We start from the raw sequence: 18,353 nt of genomic DNA on the forward strand, positions 1-18,353 counted from the left end.
GGCACGGGCACCGAGAAGGGTGTGGCCCGCACCCCCCGTAGAAGTGCGGGCCACGCTTCAGGGGCTCAGGCAGCCCAGGGCCAGTCGGCGTTGCGGGCCCCTTCGAGCAGCGGCACCATCCGGAAAGCCGCGTCCGAGAGGCCCCCGAACGTGTGCCGGTTCGCCTTGCCCGACGGGCCGTGGCCCGCCCGGTAGCCGGCGAGGTTCCAGGTGTAGACCGGCACGTGCGCCGGGACCTGCTCGGTCGGGTCGCCGTAGTGGTTGAAGGCGTACTGCTCGTCGGTGACAATCAGCACCCGGTCCTGCCCCCGGTAGTGGGCGCGGACCGCGCTGGTGGTGTCGGTGCCGCCCAGGTCGCGGAAGCGGTCGAGGATCTTCAGCACCGACTCGCCCTCGCGGAGATCCAGGCGCCGGCTCGTGGTGCCGAACTCGACGAGGTCCGCGTCCGCCGCCCGCAGCGCGAGCGCCGTGCCGAAGATCGCCGCCGCGTCGGCCCGGTTGAGCTCCGAGCGGTCCGACAGGGGCGCCCACATCGAGCCGGAGCGGTCGACGAGGACCAGGGTGCGGCCGGGCAGCGCCGGCACGTTGGCCAGCGAGTGGCCCAGCGCCTGCTCCAGCGGGTACGACCAGCGCAGCGAGGGCGCGTGCCGGTACGCCGCCAGGTACCGGAAGGGGAACTGCCGCGAGCGCTCGACCTCGGCCGGGTCGCTGATCTTCGCCGCGACCCGGGCCGCGACCTCGTCCGAGACGCCGGCCTGGTCGAAGTTGCGCAGGTTGCGGACCAGTGCCATGGCGCCCATGGACGGGATCACGGCCTCCCAGGCCGCCTTGTCCATCGGACCCTGGAGCCAGCCGGCCAGCGCCTCCCAGGTCATCCCGGCCGCCGCGAGCCGCTCGGCACCGCCCTCGGACGTCACCACCGCGCGCCGCCGCTGCACCGGCAGCGCCATCAGCTCGCGGTGCGCGGTCAGGACACGGTTCGACGCGGGCGGCACGGCGGTGTCGGGGTTGTGCCGGCGGTCGAGGGCGTACTGGAACAGCTCGCCCTGCCACGGCTTGTCCGGGTCGGGCGCCGCGTGCACCAGGTTGAGGATGTCGCCGAAGCGGTAGCCCTTGGACGCGGTGTCGTACTTCAGCAGCGACTTGCCGCTGTAGAGGCGGCGTACGGCGTCGGCGACCCCGCGCTTGACGGGCTTGGGGATGCTGCGGCCGTAGGTCGCGGTCCAGTAGCCGAGCAGCTCGCCGGGCTCGTCGGGCCGCCGGAGCACGGAGGCCACGACCTGGCGGTTCGAGGGACCGTCGGTGGCACCCGCCGTCAGGCGTGCGTGTACGTACTCGGCGGCGCCCACGATCGAGGCGGTCCGCATGCCGCCCTCGCCCCGCAGCCAGCCGAGCAGGCCGGCCGTCCACGTGGGATCCTCGACGGCGAGCTGCCGTACGAGCTTCGCGAAGCGGTCGTCGCGGTCACCGCCGGTCTCGTAGAAGGCCCGCTGCGAGACGAAGTTGGCGACCGCGAGCAGGAAGAGCTCGGAGCGCGCGTCGCGCTCACGGCCGCGGCCGCCCTCGAAGGTGCGCAGCACCCGCCCCGTCGAGGTGACCCACGAAGTGGGCTGCGCGCGGGCGGACTTGCGGTTGAATCGCGCCATGGTGAATTCCCCCGAATTCATTGGAGTTTCGGAGGGAGGCGCAGCAAAAGGAGGGTGCCCGAGATCAGGAGTCGGCGACGGGACTTATCATCTGGCGCGTCTTCCGTTTCCGCCACACCGACCCTGAGTCGATGACGGGATTCGAACCCGCATCCCTGTTCCCTGGGACCAGATCCCTGAAGTATCCGCTGCCTGCGCACCGGGCACCCACCATGAGCTGCGCCCCCCGAGATCGTGTTCGCACCGGGAGGTGCATGAAGTTTTGGGTGTCCAGAGATCGAAGTCGGCGGAACCGACGTAGGTGCTCTAACCCCTGAGCTACACCGGCCTGTTGTGCCGGCGGCGGGACTCGAACCCGCGGCCGCCCCATTATGAGTGGAAGTAGGTCCTGCCTTCGCACCTGGACGTGCATCACTCTAGGAGGCGGCCCGCGGGACGGGCGAGCGAATTAATTCCCGTGCGTGTTTTACCGCTTCTGGCGCTTCCAGGGGCCCGTGATGGCCAGCATGATGCCGGGCGTCTGGATGTTGGCGAACAGGGTGCTGCCGTCGGGTGAGAAGGTGACGCCGGTGAACTCGCTGTATTCCGGCTCCTCGGCGGTTCCGATGTTCAGCTCGTTGCGGGCGATGGGGTACGTGCGTCCGCTGTCGGTGGCGCCGAACAGGTGCTGGACGCCCTCGCCGTCCTCGGCGATGACCAGGCCTCCGTAGGGGGAGACGGTGATGTTGTCCGGGCCGTCGAAGGCGCCGTCCTCGGCCGGGTCGGGGTTCACGCCGAGCAGGACCTTCAGGGTCAGCGTGCGCCGCTTGGGGTCGTAGAACCAGACCTGGCCGTCGTGCTGGACGGGGCTCTCCTCACGGGCGTACGAGGAGACGATGTACGCGCCGCCGTCGCCCCACCACATGCCTTCCAGCTTGCGGGCGCGGGTGATCTGCCCGTCGGTGAACTGCTTGCGGACGGAGGTGGTCCTGGCGTCACGGTCGGGGACGTCGACCCAGTCGACGCCGTAGACCGTGCCGGTCTTCGTGGCGCGGGAGAGGTCGTCGACGAACTTGCCGCCGGAGTCGAAGCACTTGAACGCCTGGAACGCACCGGCGTCGTCGGCGAGGGTGCGCAGTTTGCCGCGGCCGTGGTGGAAGCCCGCCGGCGGGGTCCAGCGGTAGAGCAGGCCGTTGGGGCCGGCCGCGTCCTCCGTGAGGTACAGGTGGCCGCGCCCCGGGTCGACGACGACGGCCTCGTGGGCGTAGCGGCCGAGGGCCTTGATCGGCTTGGGGTCGCGGTTGGCACGGCGGTCCTCGGGGTCGACCTCGAAGACGTATCCGTGGTCCTTGGTCATGCCGTTCTGGCCGGCCTTGTCCTCGGTCTCCTCGCAGGTCAGCCAGGTGCCCCACGGGGTGTTGCCGCCCGCGCAGTTGGTGGAGGTGCCGGCGATGCCGACCCACTCGGCGACGTGGTCGCGGCGGACCTCGACGACCGTGCAGCCACCGGAGGCGGCGGGGTCGTAGACCAGACCCTCGGTGAGCGGCACCGGGTACTTCCAGTTGGCGCGGGGGCCCTTCAGCTCGTGGTTGTTGACCAGGAGCGTGGCGCCGCGCGGGCCGTGGAAGGTCGAGGTGCCGTCGTGGTTGGACGGGGTGAACTCACCCGACTCCAGCTTGGTCCTGCCGCTGTAGGTGATGACGCGGTACTCGAAGCCGGCGGGCAGCGCAAGGATGCCGTCGGGGTCGGGGAGCAGCGGCCCGTAGCCGACCGATCCGTGCCCGCCGTGCGCTTCCGCGTCCGCGCCGTCGGTCTCCGTGGACGCGAGGGCGTTCGGCGCGGTGGCGAGGGCGCCGACGCTGCCCGCCAGCGCGACTCCGGCACCGGTGATCGCGGATTTCCTGGCGAAGTCCCTGCGGGTGAGCGACATGGTGTCTCCCGTGATGGTGTGCGTGCCGTGGAGGGTGGCGGACCTCGGGTCGGCGAAACAGTCCCGCCCGCCCCTGAACGGCGGTTGAACACCGGGCGACTTCACCGGACCCACTTCCATGAATCCGTAATTACTCCCTCACGGGCGCCAAAAGTCCCGCCGACTTCCGGCCGTTGCCCAGGACTTCGCAGCCCCCGGGTCACACCGGGCTCAAGTTCCCTGCTGGGACCTCGCCTTGAACGCCGCCTTCCGGGCCTCCTTCGCTATCCGCTTGTCCGGGTGCAGGCGGCCCATGGCCTCCAGGACGTCCGCGGTGGCCGGGTGGTCCACTCGCCAGGCCGCCGCGAAGAAGCTGCTGTGCTGGCGGGCGAGGCCCTCGACGAGGGCTTGCAGTTCCTCGGAGTTGCCTTCGGCCTGGAGCTGGGCGGCGACCGTGTCGATGGTCAGCCAGAAGACCATCCGCTCGGACGGCGGCGGCACGTCGGCCGCGCCGCGCTCGCTCAGCCACACCCGGGCCAGTCCGCCGAGTTCCGCGTCGTCGAGCACGTCGCGCAGCGCCGGTTCGGCCTGCGGGCCGACCAGGGACAGCGCCTGCTGGCAGCGCAGCCTGCGCAGGGGCGCGCCGGGGTCCGAGCCCCGCGCGGCGGCGAGCAGTTCGGTCGCGGCGTCGAGCGGTTCCCGGCGGGTGAGCCACTGCTCGGTCTCGGCCTGGGCGGCGGCCGGCGGATAGGCGGACGTGCCGTCGAGCAGTACGTCCGCGCCCTTGTCGGCGAGGTCACCGACGGCGGGTGCCTCCAGCCCGCCCTCCAGCAGGCGGGCCCGCAGCCCGTAGACGCCGAGCGGGGTCAGCCGGACCATGCCGTAGCGGGTGACGTCGGTGTCGTCGACCGGCCCGGTGGCGTCCTCGGCGGCGCCGCCGGTGCCGTCGGGGTCCGCCATCAGCGCCTCGTCGACCGGCTGGTACTCCACGAGCCCGATCGGCTCCAGCACCCGGAACTGGTCGTCGAGCCGCATCATCGCGTCGGAGACCTGCTCGAGTATGTCGTTGGTGGGCTCGCCCATGTCACCGGGCACGATCACCGAGGCGGCCAGCGCGGGCAGCGGGACGGCCGCGTCGCCGGGGCCGTTCTCGCTGACGGTGAGCAGGTACAGGTTCCTGAGGACCCCGTCGAGGAACGCGGCCTCCGCCTCGGGGTCCCAGTCGAGTGACGAGAAATCGACCTCGCCGCCGGCCTCCATCGCCTCGGCCAGGTCGTCGAGGTCGGGCACGCTCGCGTCGGCGGCCACGGTCTCCAGTGCGGTCAGCCACACCGCGAGGACATCCTGCGGGGACCCGCCGGTCAGCCGTGCCAGCTCCTGCCCCGTGGCGACGGTGCCGGCCTCCTCGTCGAGGATCTCGACCAGACCGGTGTCCACGGCGACCCGCCAGGCCTCGCTCGCGAGGGCGGCCGCGTCGTCCCCGCTCAGCGAGAGCACCTCGGCGGCGGCCGGGAGCTGCTCGTCGACGAGCCCCCCGCCGGCGTCCACGCGGGTGCCGGGTCCGGCCCAGCGGGCGAGCCGGGCGGCCCGGGAGAGCAACGGCGTGGACAGCGCGTCACGCGCCAGCTCCGCTTCGGGGTGCAGCCTGACCGGCGGCAGGGGGGAGCTGTCTGACATCGGACTCCTCGCGGTTGTCAGGGGTTCAACCGCTCAGCCTAGACGGATTTGGCCCCATGCCGCCCGGTTCATCTCCCCGTCGACGGGCGTACATGGCCGAAACCTTGACAACTGGCCTGGCCAGGCAGGAGATTGACGCGCGTAGAAACGGGGGGACAACTGTTCACTCACTTGTTTCACGCGGCTCTACGCGTGTCACGTCGTTCCACTCAGGGCACGCTGTCCCACCCTCGTCCCGGCGCTCACGTACGTCCCCGGAGGGATCCCTTGCCGAGCAGGTCTTCCGCGCGCCTCGCCGCGCTCACCGTCGCCGCTGTCTGTGGCGCGGCGTCCACCGTCGCCCTCACCTCCCCCGCGCTCGCCGACTCCGTGCGCATCCACGACGTCCAGGGCTCCACCCGCATATCGCCGTACGCCGGCCAGAAGGTGACGGACGTACCCGGCATCGTCACGGCCACCCGCACCTATGGCTCCTCCAGAGGCTTCTGGATCCAGGACCCGACCCCGGACGACAACCCGGCGACCAGCGAGGGCGTGTTCGTCTTCACCAGCTCCGCCCCGAAGGTCGCCGTCGGCGACTCGGTCACGGTCACCGGCACGGTCTCGGAGTACGTGCCCGGCGGCACCTCGACCGGCAACCAGTCGCTGACCGAGATCACGAAGCCGACGGTCACCACCGTCTCCACGGGCAACGCGGTCCCGGCCCCGACGGTGATCGACGCGAAGTCGGTGCCGGACCGGTACGCCCCGGCCGGCGACACCGCCGCGAACGGTTCGGTCAACGGCCTGACCCTGGACCCGGCGAAGTACGCCCTGGACCACTACGAGTCCCTGGAGGGCATGAACGTCCAGGTCGCCGACGCCCGCGTGGTGACCGCCACCGACCCCTACAGCGAGCTGTGGGTCACCGTGAAGCCGCACGAGCACCGCAGCCTCCGCGGCGGCACGATCTACGGCTCCTACACCTCGCAGAACACCGGCCGCATCCAGATCCAGTCGCTGGGCTCGACCGCCGACTTCCCGAAGGCGAACGTCGGTGACACCCTCACCGGCACCACCAGCGGCCCGCTGGACTACAACCAGTTCGGCGGCTACACCCTCGTCGCCGGGCAGCTCGGCACCCTCAAGAGCGGCGGCCTGGAGCGGGAGACCACCCGCAAGCAGTCCCACGGCGAGCTGGCGGTGGCCACGTACAACGTCGAGAACCTCGACCCGTCCGACGCCACCTTCGACAAGCACGCCTCCGCGATCGTGAACAACCTCCAGTCGCCGGACATCGTGTCCCTGGAGGAGATCCAGGACAACAACGGCGCGAAGGACGACGGCACGGTCGCCGCCGACGTGACGGTGAACAAGCTGATCGACGCGATCGTCGCGGCGGGCGGCCCGAAGTACGACTGGCGCTCGATCGACCCGGTCAACGACCAGGACGGCGGCGAGCCCGGCGGCAACATCCGCCAGGTGTTCCTCTTCAACCCGGAGCGGGTCTCCTTCACCGACCGCGCGGGCGGCGACTCCACCACCGCGGTGGGTGTCACCAAGGTGCACGGCAAGGCGCAGCTGACGGCCTCCCCGGGCCGGATCGCCCCCGCCGACGCGGCCTGGCACTCCAGCCGCAAGCCGCTGGCCGGCGAGTTCGTCTTCCGCGGCAAGACGGTGTTCGTGATCGCCAACCACCTCAACTCCAAGGGCGGCGACCAGGGCCTGACCGCGCAGTACCAGCCGCCGGTGCGCAGCTCGGAGGTCCAGCGGCACGCCCAGGCGACGCTGGTCAACGCGTTCGTCAAGAACATCCTCGACGTTCAGAAGAACGCGGAGGTCATCGCGCTCGGCGACATGAACGACTTCGAGTTCTCCGGTACCGCCAAGATCCTCGAAGGTGACGGCGCGCTGTGGTCGGCGATCAAGTCGCTGCCGACGAAGGAGCGCTACACCTACGACTACCAGGGCAACCAGCAGGTGCTGGACCAGATCCTGGTGAGCCCCTCGATCCGGCGCGGCTGCGACTTCGACTACGACAGCGTGCACATCAACTCGGAGTTCAACGACCAGATCAGCGACCACGACCCGCAGGTGCTGCGGTTCCGTCCGTAGCGGCCACGGGCCGGACGACGCGGGGGCCGCGGGATCGTGGGATCCCGCGGCCACCGCGGCCGTGGCGCCCGCTCAGCGGTGGGTGCGGCGCACGCTCCACCAGATGCCCGCCGCGAGGAGCGCCGCGCCCGCCGCGCCGACGATCATCGTCGGCACCGGGTGCCGCGCACCCGCCTGGACGAAGGAGCGTGCCTGGCGCGGCACGCGCTGCTCGACGGCGTGCCCGGCGTGCGTCGCCCTGTCCTGCGCGAGGTGTCCGGCGTGCCCAGCCCGTTCCTGAACCGTATGGCCCGCCCGGAGCGCCCGCTCCTGCACCGTGTGTCCGGCCTTGGCCGCCCGTTCCTGCACGGTGTGCCCGGCCTGCGCGGCACTGCTGCGCAGCTGTACGGTCATCGCGCCCGCCTTGTCCCTGAGGTCGGCGGCGCGGGCCCGGGCGCGGCCCTTCACGTCCGCCCTGGCGGCCAGCTCCTCCACGGTGCTGCCGAGCTGGCTCCTGGTGTGCTTGATCTGCTGCCGCAGCTCGTCGGGGCCTTTCGCGCCGCCCCCGCCGGGTCCGCTCCTGTTCGTCATCGGTGCGCCCTTTCCCTGATCTCCTCGACGTCCGCCTTGACGCTGCCGAGCGTCTCCTCGGGTGTGGGCGGTGCGGCGCGCCGCAGCTGGGCGCGGCCGGTCGCGGCGAGCACCGCGGCGACGGCGAAGAGCACCGCCGTGACGATGAGCGCCGCGGCCCACACGGGCAGCGTCAGCGAGAGGGCGGCGGCGGCCGCTGCGGCGAGGCCCAGGAAACCGGCGTAGGCGACGGCGCCCGCCGCGCCCAGCAGTCCGCCGCCGCGCCCGGCCCGCCGCCCCTTCTGCGCCAACTCCTCTTTGGCGAGGGCCACTTCCTGCCGCGCGAGCTGCGAGAGCTGTTCAGTGGCCCGGCTGACGAGTTCGCCCACGGAAGGGTGCTCATCGGTGGTGGGCCGCACGTTCATGGTCCCGGTCACGGCGCTCCGCCTCCTCTCGGTCCGGAACATCCGAGTACCCCGGCCGGCGGCCGTTAAGGGGGCGGCCCACCGCCCGCCCCGCGCTCGCCGAGGCGGGCCAGCTGGGTCTGGAACCAGTCGAGGCGGGCCTGCAACAGGGCGGCCTCCGCGACGAGTTCGGGCACGCCGAGCCCCTCGGGTCCGGGTGGGCCGTCGCCCGCGGCCGGGGCGGTCCCGCCCGCGACCACCCGCAGCCGGTCCCCGGCCAGCCGGGCGAAGGAGGCGAGCGAGACGGACGTACGGCCGCGCAGGCACAGCGGGCAGGAGGCGGTCAGGGCCCGCCACCCGGGCCTGCCCCAGCCCGCGTCGGCGAGGGCCGCCGGGGGCGCGCCGCAGGCGCAGGGGCCGACGGTGGCCGTCCGCACCCGTTGCCGGGCGTAGCGGAAGCCGCGCTCGAAGCGGATGTAGACGCCGAGGACGGAGACCTCCAGCAGGACCGCCGTCCGGTGCTCGGTGGTGGTGAGCAGCGCCTCCGCGGCCGTACGGTCGTGCACACAGTGGAAGCCGCAGTCGCACAGCCGTGCGGGCGGGCGGTGCCGGCGCCCGTAGACGCAGGACGCGTCGTCCAGGACGGCGTACGGCAGCGCGCCGCCGAGCGACACACCGGTGAACCCGGCCCGGGTGCCGTCCTGGGACAGCACCGGGTGGGCGATCTTGTATCCGGTCGGCGGCTCCGTCGGGCGTTCCGTGGGGAGCCGCAGTCTCATCGGGCGGCCGGGACCTCTTCGGGCACGGAGTCCTGCGGTTCGCGGATCTCCTCGGTGAGGTCGAGTTCTTCCTCGTGGACGACCGGCTGCTCCTCAGCGACTCCGGTGGCCAGTGCCTTGCCGAGCTTCATGGTGCCTCCCATGACTGCCGTGGGTACCGTCCTGGCCATAGTGACCCATGAAGGGCCGAGTTGGACACAGGGCAGAGCCGCGCACCTGACCCCACGTCGCAGCAACACTTAGCAATACATGGTAGAAGAATTAAGTGGAGCTTCATCTTCGTCGTGCCGAGACTACTCCCATGACGACCGCCATGACGACCGCCCCGCACCCTTCTCCGTACCCCTCCCCCCGCCCGTTCGGCCGCACGCTCTGCGCGATGATCACCCCCTTCACCGAGGCCGGCGCGCTCGACCTTGACGGCGCGGGGCGTCTGGCCGAGCGGCTGGTGGCGGAGGGCTGCGACGGCCTGGTCCTCAACGGCACGACGGGCGAGTCGCCGACCACGAGCGACACCGAGAAGGCACACCTGATCAGGGCCGTGCGGGAGGCGGTCGGCGAGCGGGTACCGATCGTGGCGGGCGTGGGCACCTCCGACACCCCGCACACCGTGGAGCTGGCCCTGGCGGCCGAGAAGGCGGGGGCGGACGGCGTGCTGGTGGTGACGCCGTACTACAGCCGGCCGCCGCAGGACGCGCTGGAGGCCCACTTCCGCCAGGTCGCCGACGCCGGCGGACTGCCGGTGATGTTGTACGACATCCCGGGCCGTACCGGCACCCGCATCGAGCCCGAGACGATGATCCGGCTCGCGGACCACCCCAGGATCGTGGCGGTCAAGGACTGCTCTTACGACTTCCTCGGCACGCAGAAGGTACTGGCCCGCACCGGCCTGGCCTACTACGCGGGCTGCGACGAGCACATCCTCGCCCTGTACGCGGTGGGTGCCGCGGGCTGTGTCAGCACGGTGGCGAACGTCGTCCCGCGCCGGATCGCCGAGATCCTGGACGCGTTCGAGGCGGGCGACACCCCCGTGTCCGCCCGCCTCCAGCAACGCGCCACGCCCCTCATGGAGCTGATGACGGCGTCCGGTCTGCCCGGCACGGTCACCGCCAAGGGCCTGCTGGACGCGCTGGGCCTGCCCGCGGGCCCTGTCCGCTCACCGCTGCTGCCCGCCGGCCGCGAGGCGGTCGACAGGCTGCTGGCGGCGTACGAGGAGCTCACGGCCGCCTGATCAGCGGCGGACGAAGAGGGGCTGCCACTCCTCTCGGTCGAAGTACTTGTTCGGGTCCTTGGCACCACTGAGCGGCACGACCTTGTCACTGCCGATCGTGACCAGCACGAGCTGCGGCCGGTAGTCCTCCTTCAGGCTCGTGACCCGCTCCCAGGCGATGAGCCGCTTGTCGTCCACCCAGGCGAGCAGACTGTCGCCGCGGACCTTGGTGATCTCCTTGCCCGTACGGGGATCACGGAGCGAGGAGTAAGACTTCCCGGGGTTGCCGGAGACCTCCTTCGTCAGGCCCCAGGCGGCGAGCCTGCCGTTCGGGGACAGCCGCGCGGGGACGTCCGCGCGCAGGTACCCCTCGGCCGCGGGCGCGGCGACCTTGTTGCCCTTGAGGTCGTAGAACTGCTGCAGACCGTCCTTACCGCCGACGAACGGCGTGTACACCCGGGCGCCGTCCCGGCTGAACGAGAAGTCCTGGCGGGCGTTGTCATCGCGTCCGTGTGCGACCGGGCTCCAGGAGCGCCGGCCGGAGACCACGTCGAGGACATAGAAGCCGGACCGGCTCGACTCGCCGAACCTCGCCGCCCAGATCCATTTGTCCTCGCCGTCGGCTCCGTGCAGTTTCTCCTTGACCCGCAGGTCGGGGTTCTCGCCGTACGCCGTCGCGACGAGCCTGGTGCCGTCGGCGGAGAACGCGAGCCCGCCGACCCCGTGCCCGACCGGGATCCACCGTTCGACCTTCCCCGTCGCGAGGTCGAGCAGCCCGATCCGGTGGGCGGGCAGGTTCCGCTCCAGCACGGCGGCGGTCCGCAGGCCCGGGGCGACGGCGACGAAGGACCAGCGCGTGTCCTTCTCGTACTTCCCGGTCTTCTGGTCGAGCAGCCAGTAGGTGCGTTCGTAGACGGCCCGCTGCTTCGTCTGCGGGTGGGGCTCCGCCGTGTAGTAGGCGGCCAGCAGCGTGTCCCCGGCCCCGATCAGGTCGCGCGGCGGCGACTGGTCCGGGTGGGCGTGGACGCCGCCCTGGTTCAGGACTTGCGCGGGACGTACGTCGTCCTTGCCGTGGTGCAGCAGTGGCACCCCCACGGCGATGGCGACCACGGCGGCCGCGGTGGCGGCGACGGACGCGAGCCTGCGGGTACGGCGGCGCCTGCGCAAGGTCAGCACCCGGTCGGCGAACCGGGGCCCCTCCGCGGGCTCTTCGGCGGCCAGCTCCCGCAGGGTGTCACGCACCAGTTCCTCGACGTTCACGGGCGTACCTCCACGGGCGAGTAGTCACGGGAGCGCGGCTGCGGCCCCTTGTCGGCCGGGCCGAGCCCGGCCAGCTCCGGCGCGAGGGCGCGCAGCCGGGCCAGGGAACGGTGGGTGGTGGACCGTACGGTGCCCACCGAGCAGCCCAGGATCCGGGCCACGTCACCCTCGGGCAGGTCCTCGAAGTAGCGCAGCACCAGCACGGTGCGCTGCCGGTCGGTGAGCCGGGCCAGCGCCCCGCGCATCAGCAGCCGCAACTCGGCGGCGGACGAGCTGTCGGTGCCCGCCGGCGCCTCGGGCGGCTCGGCGACGCTGAACTCCCGCCGTCTCCACTTCAGCCGCCAGCGGCTGATCTGCTGCCGGTACAGGATCTGCCGCACATAGGCCTCGGGCTCGTCGATCCGCCGCCACCGTCCCGCCACCTTGACCAGCGCGTTCTGCAACAGGTCCTCGGCGGCGTGCCGGTCCCCGCCGGTCAGCAGGACGGCCGTCTTCAGCAGCGCGGACGACCGGTTCGCCACGAAGTCCCGGAAGCTGTCCTGCGCTTCGGCATCCATCGTCACCTTCTCTTTCCCCCGGGGCGGACGCCGTGCCCGGCCCCTGTACCCCTTGTGACGCGGCCGGCCGCCCGCCGCTATGCCTGAGCACCGCGAGGAAAGTCCCGCCGGTCCGCGGCGCCCGGTGCCGTACGTTGTCCCCGTGAGCCGCCCTCTGCTGTACCTGGACGTCGACGGCCCCCTCAACCCGTACGCGGCACAGCCCGAGCGGCGCCCCGAGGGCTACACGACGATCCGGGTGGCCCTGCGCCCCGGCCGCGCCCTGCGGGTCTGGCTGAACCCGGCCCACGGCCCGGCGCTCCTGGACCTCGGCTACGACCTGTGCTGGGCGACCACGTGGATGGACGCCGCCAACCGCTGGATCGGCCCGGTCGTCGGCCTGCCCGAGCTGCCGTACGTCGACTTCGGCGCGGGCCTGTTCGCGATGCGGCCCGACGGCGTCCACTGGAAGACCGAGGCCATCGTGGCCCACGCCGCCGACCGCCCCTTCGCCTGGGTGGACGACGAACAGACCCCGGCCGACACGGCGTACGTGCGGACCCACCATGCCGGGCCGGCACTGCTCCACCACGTCGATCCGAGGATCGGGCTGCGCGAGGAGGACTTCACGATCCTGGCGGACTTCGCGGCGGGTCAGTGAGTACGAAAGCGCCCTTCCGGGCCGTCTCGGGGCCGGAAGGGCGCTCGGAGCCGCCGGTGATCAGTTGTGGCTGTGCAGGATCTCGTTCAGGCCGCCCCACACCGCGTTGTTCGGGCGGGCCTCGACCGTGCCGGTGACCGAGTTGCGGCGGAAGAGGATGTTGGAGGCGCCGGAGAGCTCGCGGGCCTTCACGATCTGTCCGTCGGGCATGGTGATCCGGGTGCCGGCGGTGACGTAGAGGCCGGCCTCGACCACGCACTCGTCGCCGAGGGCGATGCCGACGCCCGCCTCGGCGCCGATCAGGCAGCGCTCGCCGATGGTGATGCGGACGTTGCCGCCGCCGGAGAGCGTGCCCATGGTGGAGGCGCCGCCGCCGATGTCCGAGCCGTCGCCGACCACGACGCCCGCGGAGATACGGCCCTCGACCATGGAGGTGCCGAGGGTGCCCGCGTTGAAGTTGACGAAGCCCTCGTGCATGACCGTGGTGCCCTCGGCGAGGTGGGCGCCCAGGCGGACGCGGTCGGCGTCGGCGATGCGGACGCCCTTGGGGGCGACGTAGTCCGTCATGCGGGGGAACTTGTCGATCGAGGTGACCTGGAGGTGCAGGCCCTCGGCGCGGGCGTTGAGCCGCACCTTCTCGACGTCGTCCACGGCGACCGGGCCGAGCGAGGTCCAGGCGACGTTGGCGAGGTGGGCGAAGATGCCGTCCAGGCTCTGGCCGTGCGGCTTGACCAGGCGGTGGGAGAGCAGGTGCAGGCGCAGGTAGACGTCGTGCGTGTCGATCGGCTTGTCGTCGAGCGAGGCGATGACCGTGCGGACCGCGACCACCTCGACGCCCCGGCGGGCGTCCGGGCCGATCGCCGCGGTCGCGCCGCCGCCGAGCAGCTGCGCGGCCTGCTCGGCGGTCAGCCGCTCGGTGCCGGAGGGGCCGGGCTCCTCCGAGAGCTCCGGCGCGGGGAACCAGGTGTCGAGGACGGTCCCGTCGGCGGCGATCGTGGCGAGGCCCGCGGCGACGGCACCGGTGGTGCGTGCGTTCTTGTCGGTCATAAGGGAAACCTAACGTGGCCTGGGCCGCTTGGGCGAACCGCGTCTCACGTGCCGAGCCGCGGGATACCGGCCCGCGCCACACGGTCGCCCCGTCGATCAGCCGCGCCGGCGCGTCCCGCGCGTACTCCTCGTCGTACTCCGCTCCCGTGAGCAGCACCTGGAGGCTGCTTTCGTCCATCAGCACGAGGAGTGCCCTCGCCGTCACCGGACCAGCGCGCACCACCAGCCGCCGGGCCGTCTCGTCGGTCCACTCCGCGGCGACGGGACGCAGGGCGGGGCGGCGCAGGGCCGCCGGTTTCAGCTCGTACTCCAGCTCCACGCCCGGCCGGTCCCCGCCCAGCCAGTCCCCGAGGACCCGCGCGAGCCGCGCCGCGAGGTCGCCGCCGGGGCCGTCGTCGAGCGTCGCGAAGTGGTACGTCGTGGAGCCCAGCGGGAGGTCCGCGGCGACCGGGCGGTGGCTCAGACCCGCGATGTTCGCGGCGATGGTCGCGGTGCCCACACAGGCCCGGACGGCGTACGCCGTTCCGATGGAACGGAAACGGCTTTCCCGTCAGCCCGTGGTCCAGCGGGCGCGCTGCCCGCCCACCGTGCCGGCCTCGTCGTGAGCCGGGACCGGGAGGGCGCGGAGAAGGAAATGTGAAGTCCCACGCGGAACATGAGGTGGTTTCAATTTCATGGAAACCGCTCGCTCAAACATCTCCCGACGCCCCGTCGGCTCCACTAGTGTTTCACCGCTCACATACCTCACCCTCACACCCCCGGCCGCCGCCCCGCGCGCCGCTGGAGGAAATCAGCGCATGCAAGACACCACGCCCCAGCCCCCTCGGAACGAGCCTTGGGAGAACGGCTGGGCCCCCGATACGTCCCGGGCTCCCGGAACGCGAAGACTCTGGCTGGCCGGCGGGCTGGCCGCCGCGACGATCGCCGCCTGTCTGACGGCGATAGCCGTGAACCACAACGCTCCTGACAGGTCGTCGCCCCAGGCGAAGTCGGCGGGCCCCACCGACGGCGGTCCCGGCCTGCTCTCCTTCGCCTCGCCCTCGGCGAGCACCAAGGCCGCGCCCGGAACGAAGAGCCTTCCGTCGTCGGCCACGCCCACCGCCACGGGCTCGACCGCGTCCCCGGACGACGGCAAGGACGGGTCCAAGGCATCCGCCGAGCCGTCCAAGTCCTCGGGCTCGTCGGACTCGTCCGGAAAGGGCTCGGACGGAAAGGGCTCGGACGGCGGTTCGCACGGCTCGAAGACCTCGTCCGCATGGAAGTCGGTCCGGTCGGTCAACTATCCGAACCGCTACTGGCACGTCAGCGGCGGCTACGTGAAGCTCGATCCCGTCGGCTCCGCCTCCGCGCGCCGCGACGCCACCTTCAAGGTGGTCGAGGGCCTGGCCAACGGCTCCTGCTACTCCTTCGCCACGGCCGACGGCACCTATCTGCGGCACCGCAGCTTCGTACTGCGCTCCGAGCGCGACGACGGCTCGTCCCTGTTCAAGCAGGACGCCACCTTCTGCCCGCGGACGTCCATGTACTCGGGCTCGGTGATGCTGGAGTCGGTGAACTACCCCGGCCGCTTCCTGCGTCACCAGAACTTCCAGCTCAAGCTGGACTCGTACCAGAACAGCAACCTGTACTGGGCGGACTCGGCGTTCCAGCTGGTCGACGGCCTCGCCTGAACACCCTGACCGGCCCGAACACACGGAAGCGGCGGCACCCCTCGGGTGCCGCCGCTTCACGCGTGCAGGAGGTCTCAGACGTTGAAGCCGAGCGCCCGCAGCTGCTCACGCCCGTCGTCCGTGATCTTGTCGGGGCCCCACGGCGGCATCCAGACCCAGTTGATGCGCAGTTCGTTGACCAGGCCGTCCGTGGCGGACTTGGCCTGGTCCTCGATGACGTCGGTCAGCGGGCAGGCCGCCGAGGTCAGGGTCATGTCGACGGTCGCGATGTTGGCGTCGTCGACGTGGATGCCGTAGATCAGGCCGAGGTTGACGACGTCGATGCCCAGCTCGGGGTCGACTACGTCCATCAGGGCCTCGCGGAGCTCCTCCTCCGAGGCGGGCTTGATCTCAACGGTGTCGCTCATGCCGTCTTCCTTTCGGCGTCGGCTCCGCCCAGGGCCTGAGCCGTCGCGTCCTTCCACGCCATCCAGCTCAGGAGGGCGCACTTGACCCGGGCGGGGTACTTGGAGACACCGGCGAACGCGACCGCGTCCTCCAGGACCTCTTCCATCGTGTCGTCGGGCTCGATCTTGCCCTTGGACTGCATCAGCTCCAGGAAGGTCTCCTGGATCTTCCGCGCGTCCGCCAGGTCCTTGCCGACCAGCAGATCGTTCAGCACGGAGGCGGAGGCCTGGCTGATGGAGCAGCCCTGGCCCTCGTACGAGACGTCCTCGATCTTCATGCCGTCGTACTTCACTCGGAGGGTGATCTCGTCGCCGCAGGTCGGGTTCACGTGGTGCACCTCGGCGTCGCCATCCCGCAAGCCCCGCCCGTGCGGGTGCTTGTAGTGGTCCAGGATGACTTCCTGGTACATCGAGTCCAGCTTCACGGTTTCAGCTCACGCCCTTCAGCCGAAGAAGTTCCGAACGTGCTCCAGCCCCTCGACCAGTGCGTCGATCTCGGTCGGCGTGGAGTACAGATAGAACGACGCTCGCGTGGTCGCGGGAATTCCGTACCGCAGGCAGACGGGTCGCGCGCAGTGGTGGCCGACGCGGACCGCGATGCCCTGCTCGTCGAGGACCTGGCCCACGTCGTGCGGGTGGATGTCGCCCAGGGTGAAGGAGATCGCGGCCCCGCGGTCCTCGGCCGTGGTCGGGCCGATGATCCTCAGGTCCGGGACCTCGCTCAGCCGCCGCACGGCGTACTCGGTGAGCGCGTGCTCATGGGCGAGGATCTTGTCCATGCCGATCGACGACAGGTAGTCGATCGCGGCGCCCAGACCGACCGCCTGGGCGATCGGCGGGGTGCCCGCCTCGAACTTGTGCGGTGCCGGGGCGTACGTCGAGGAGTGCATCGACACCGTCTCGATCATCTCGCCGCCGCCGAGGAACGGAGGCAGGTCCTCCAGCAGCTCCTGGCGGCCCCACAGCACGCCGATGCCGGTCGGGCCGCACATCTTGTGGCCGGTGAAGGCCACGAAGTCGGCCTGGAGGGCCTGTACGTCCAGCGGCATGTGCGGCGCGGCCTGGGAGGCGTCGATGCAGACCAGAGCGCCGACCTCCTGGGCGCGGCGGACTATCGCCTCGACCGGGTTCAGGGTGCCCAGGATGTTCGACACCAGCACGAAGGAGACGATCTTCGTCTTCTCCGTGATGATCTCGTCGATGTTGGACAGGTCCAGGCGGCCGTCGTCGGTCAGGCCGAACCACTTCAGCTTCGCGCCGGTGCGCTGCGCGAGCAGCTGCCACGGCACGATGTTGGAGTGGTGCTCCATCTCCGTGATGACGATCTCGGTGTCCGAGTCCACCCGGTAGGGCTCGTCGGCCCAGCCGAGCATGTTCGCCACGAGGTTGAGCGACTCGGAGGCGTTCTTGGTGAAGATCACCTCGTCGCGGCTCGGCGCGTTGATGAACGCGGCGACCTTGTCGCGCGCGCCCTCGTACAGCGCCGTGGCCTCCTCGGCGAGCACATGCACACCGCGGTGGACGTTGGCGTTGTAGCGCTCGTAGTACTCGCTCAGGGCGTCCAGCACCTGGCGCGGCTTCTGCGAGGTCGCCGCGTTGTCCAGGTACACGAGCTTCTTGTCGTCGTGGACCAGCCGGTCCAGGACGGGGAAGTCCTTGCGGATCGCCTCGTCAAGCAGTTGGGGTGTCCCGGTGAGGAGGCCCGGCAGCTGTGTCACGCGGATACGCCACCCTTCGTGTATGCCTCGTAGCCCTCGTCCTCCAGCTTGTCGGCGAGCTCCGCGCCGCCGGACTCCACGATCCGGCCGGCGGAGAAGACGTGGACGAAGTCGGGCTTGATGTAGCGCAGGATGCGCGTGTAGTGGGTGATCAGCAGGGTGCCGACCTCGCCGGTCTCGCGGACGCGGTTGACGCCCTCGGAGACGATGCGCAGCGCGTCGACGTCCAGGCCGGAGTCCGTCTCGTCGAGGATCGCGACCTTCGGCTTGAGCAGTTCGAGCTGGAGGATCTCGTGGCGCTTCTTCTCACCGCCGGAGAAGCCCTCGTTGACGTTGCGCTCGGCGAAGGAGGGGTCCATGTTGAGGCGCTCCATGGCCTCCTTGACCTCCTTCACCCAGGTGCGCAGCTTGGGGGCCTCGCCGCGGATGGCGGTGGCGGAGGTGCGCAGGAAGTTGGAGACCGAGACGCCGGGGACCTCGACCGGGTACTGCATCGCCAGGAACAGGCCCGCGCGGGCGCGCTCGTCGACGGACATCTCCAGGACGTCCTCGCCGTCGAGGGTGACGGTGCCGCTGGTGATCGTGTACTTCGGGTGACCCGCGAGCGAGTAGGCGAGGGTCGACTTGCCCGAGCCGTTGGGGCCCATGATGGCGTGCGTCTCGCCCTGCTTCACGGTGAGGTCGACGCCCTTGAGGATCTCCTTCGTGGCGTTGTCGGCCTCGACGGTGACGTGCAGGTCTCGGATTTCAAGCGTTGCCATGGGTGCC

18 protein-coding genes and 1 pseudogene are annotated in these 18,353 nt (G+C 71.2%); 4 read left to right on the forward strand and 15 right to left on the reverse strand.

What is annotated here, in order from left to right; all coding sequences use genetic code 11:
* Nucleotides 1-65 precede the first annotated feature (65 nt).
* The 3 genes from ACFY01_RS07910 to ACFY01_RS07920 all read right to left on the reverse strand — a co-directional run bounded on the left by ACFY01_RS07910 (nucleotide 66) and on the right by ACFY01_RS07920 (nucleotide 5,211).
* Nucleotides 66-1,646 (reverse strand): TROVE domain-containing protein, encoded by a 1,581-nt coding sequence (locus ACFY01_RS07910; protein WP_390734811.1) that lies wholly within the window; start codon nucleotides 1,644-1,646, stop codon nucleotides 66-68.
* Between the two features lie 466 nt (nucleotides 1,647-2,112).
* A complete protein-coding gene (locus tag ACFY01_RS07915; protein ID WP_390734812.1) occupies nucleotides 2,113-3,555 on the reverse strand; it encodes an alkaline phosphatase PhoX in 1,443 nt (480 codons plus the stop codon).
* 210 nt (nucleotides 3,556-3,765) lie between these two features.
* Nucleotides 3,766-5,211 carry a hypothetical protein gene (locus ACFY01_RS07920; protein ID WP_390734813.1) on the reverse strand — a complete coding sequence of 482 codons (1,446 nt, stop codon included), beginning with the start codon at nucleotides 5,209-5,211 and terminating at the stop codon, nucleotides 3,766-3,768.
* Between the two features lie 267 nt (nucleotides 5,212-5,478).
* Between ACFY01_RS07920 and ACFY01_RS07925 the strand changes: the two genes are divergently transcribed.
* Nucleotides 5,479-7,305: an endonuclease/exonuclease/phosphatase family protein gene (locus ACFY01_RS07925; RefSeq protein ID WP_390734814.1), complete on the forward strand. Its 1,827-nt coding sequence runs from the start codon at nucleotides 5,479-5,481 to the stop codon at nucleotides 7,303-7,305.
* A 72-nt stretch (nucleotides 7,306-7,377) separates the two neighbouring features.
* Here the strand turns inward: ACFY01_RS07925 and ACFY01_RS07930 are convergent, their stop codons facing one another.
* Genes ACFY01_RS07930 through ACFY01_RS07945 form a run of 4 tightly spaced genes read right to left on the reverse strand, consistent with a single transcriptional unit; the run spans nucleotide 7,378 to nucleotide 9,180 of the window.
* Nucleotides 7,378-7,875 (reverse strand): DUF3618 domain-containing protein, encoded by a 498-nt coding sequence (locus ACFY01_RS07930; protein WP_390734815.1) that lies wholly within the window; start codon nucleotides 7,873-7,875, stop codon nucleotides 7,378-7,380.
* Complete coding sequence (locus ACFY01_RS07935) at nucleotides 7,872-8,291, reverse strand: phage holin family protein (RefSeq protein ID WP_390734816.1); 420 nt, start codon at nucleotides 8,289-8,291, stop codon at nucleotides 7,872-7,874. The genes ACFY01_RS07930 and ACFY01_RS07935 overlap by 4 nt, the downstream gene beginning before the upstream one ends.
* 53 nt (nucleotides 8,292-8,344) lie before the next feature.
* Nucleotides 8,345-9,037, reverse strand: coding sequence for a hypothetical protein (locus tag ACFY01_RS07940; RefSeq protein WP_390734817.1), 693 nt, complete (start codon nucleotides 9,035-9,037; stop codon nucleotides 8,345-8,347).
* On the reverse strand, nucleotides 9,034-9,180 hold the full coding sequence (locus tag ACFY01_RS07945) for a hypothetical protein (RefSeq protein WP_390734818.1): 147 nt from the start codon (nucleotides 9,178-9,180) through the stop codon (nucleotides 9,034-9,036). Before ACFY01_RS07945 ends, ACFY01_RS07940 begins: the two co-directional genes overlap by 4 nt.
* 158 nt (nucleotides 9,181-9,338) lie before the next feature.
* Between ACFY01_RS07945 and dapA the strand changes: the two genes are divergently transcribed.
* Nucleotides 9,339-10,268, forward strand: coding sequence for a 4-hydroxy-tetrahydrodipicolinate synthase (gene dapA / locus ACFY01_RS07950; protein ID WP_390734819.1), 930 nt, complete (start codon nucleotides 9,339-9,341; stop codon nucleotides 10,266-10,268).
* On the opposite strand, the gene ACFY01_RS07955 is transcribed toward dapA, so the two are convergent.
* Entirely contained in the window at nucleotides 10,269-11,507 is a 1,239-nt protein-coding gene (locus ACFY01_RS07955) for a YncE family protein (protein WP_390734820.1), read from the reverse strand. It abuts the gene before it with no gap.
* The gene (locus ACFY01_RS07960; protein ID WP_390734821.1) at nucleotides 11,504-12,064 is read right to left on the reverse strand and encodes a SigE family RNA polymerase sigma factor; all 561 of its coding nucleotides are present in this window, start codon (nucleotides 12,062-12,064) and stop codon (nucleotides 11,504-11,506) included. The genes ACFY01_RS07955 and ACFY01_RS07960 overlap by 4 nt, the downstream gene beginning before the upstream one ends.
* 142 nt (nucleotides 12,065-12,206) lie before the next feature.
* On the opposite strand from ACFY01_RS07960, the gene ACFY01_RS07965 reads away from it, so the two are divergent.
* Entirely contained in the window at nucleotides 12,207-12,704 is a 498-nt protein-coding gene (locus ACFY01_RS07965) for a hypothetical protein (protein WP_390734822.1), read from the forward strand.
* 60 nt (nucleotides 12,705-12,764) lie between these two features.
* Here ACFY01_RS07965 and dapD read toward each other — a convergent pair whose 3' ends face one another.
* Together dapD and ACFY01_RS07975 are read right to left on the reverse strand one after the other, a co-directional pair.
* Nucleotides 12,765-13,751 (reverse strand): 2,3,4,5-tetrahydropyridine-2,6-dicarboxylate N-succinyltransferase, encoded by a 987-nt coding sequence (dapD, locus tag ACFY01_RS07970; protein WP_390734823.1) that lies wholly within the window; start codon nucleotides 13,749-13,751, stop codon nucleotides 12,765-12,767.
* A gap of 94 nt (nucleotides 13,752-13,845) precedes the next feature.
* Nucleotides 13,846-14,280 (reverse strand): annotated as a pseudogene (locus ACFY01_RS07975) (TetR/AcrR family transcriptional regulator); the annotation flags it as partial.
* Between the two features lie 268 nt (nucleotides 14,281-14,548).
* On the opposite strand from ACFY01_RS07975, the gene ACFY01_RS07980 reads away from it, so the two are divergent.
* Complete coding sequence (locus ACFY01_RS07980; RefSeq protein WP_390734824.1) at nucleotides 14,549-15,421, forward strand: AbfB domain-containing protein; 873 nt, start codon at nucleotides 14,549-14,551, stop codon at nucleotides 15,419-15,421.
* A 74-nt stretch (nucleotides 15,422-15,495) separates the two neighbouring features.
* Here ACFY01_RS07980 and ACFY01_RS07985 read toward each other — a convergent pair whose 3' ends face one another.
* Genes ACFY01_RS07985 through sufC form a run of 4 tightly spaced genes read right to left on the reverse strand, consistent with a single transcriptional unit; the run spans nucleotide 15,496 to nucleotide 18,346 of the window.
* The gene (locus tag ACFY01_RS07985; RefSeq protein WP_390734825.1) at nucleotides 15,496-15,828 is read right to left on the reverse strand and encodes a metal-sulfur cluster assembly factor; all 333 of its coding nucleotides are present in this window, start codon (nucleotides 15,826-15,828) and stop codon (nucleotides 15,496-15,498) included.
* Entirely contained in the window at nucleotides 15,825-16,292 is a 468-nt protein-coding gene (gene sufU / locus ACFY01_RS07990; RefSeq protein WP_390734826.1) for a Fe-S cluster assembly sulfur transfer protein SufU, read from the reverse strand. The genes ACFY01_RS07985 and sufU overlap by 4 nt, the downstream gene beginning before the upstream one ends.
* 18 nt (nucleotides 16,293-16,310) lie before the next feature.
* Complete coding sequence (locus ACFY01_RS07995) at nucleotides 16,311-17,585, reverse strand: cysteine desulfurase (protein ID WP_390734827.1); 1,275 nt, start codon at nucleotides 17,583-17,585, stop codon at nucleotides 16,311-16,313.
* Nucleotides 17,582-18,346, reverse strand: a complete 765-nt coding sequence (gene sufC / locus ACFY01_RS08000; protein WP_390734828.1) for a Fe-S cluster assembly ATPase SufC — start codon at nucleotides 18,344-18,346, stop codon at nucleotides 17,582-17,584. Before sufC ends, ACFY01_RS07995 begins: the two co-directional genes overlap by 4 nt.
* Nucleotides 18,347-18,353 lie beyond the last annotated feature (7 nt).

Source organism: Streptomyces sp. NPDC001480 (genome assembly GCF_042894725.1).
Classification (GTDB): Bacteria; Actinomycetota; Actinomycetes; order Streptomycetales; family Streptomycetaceae; genus Streptomyces.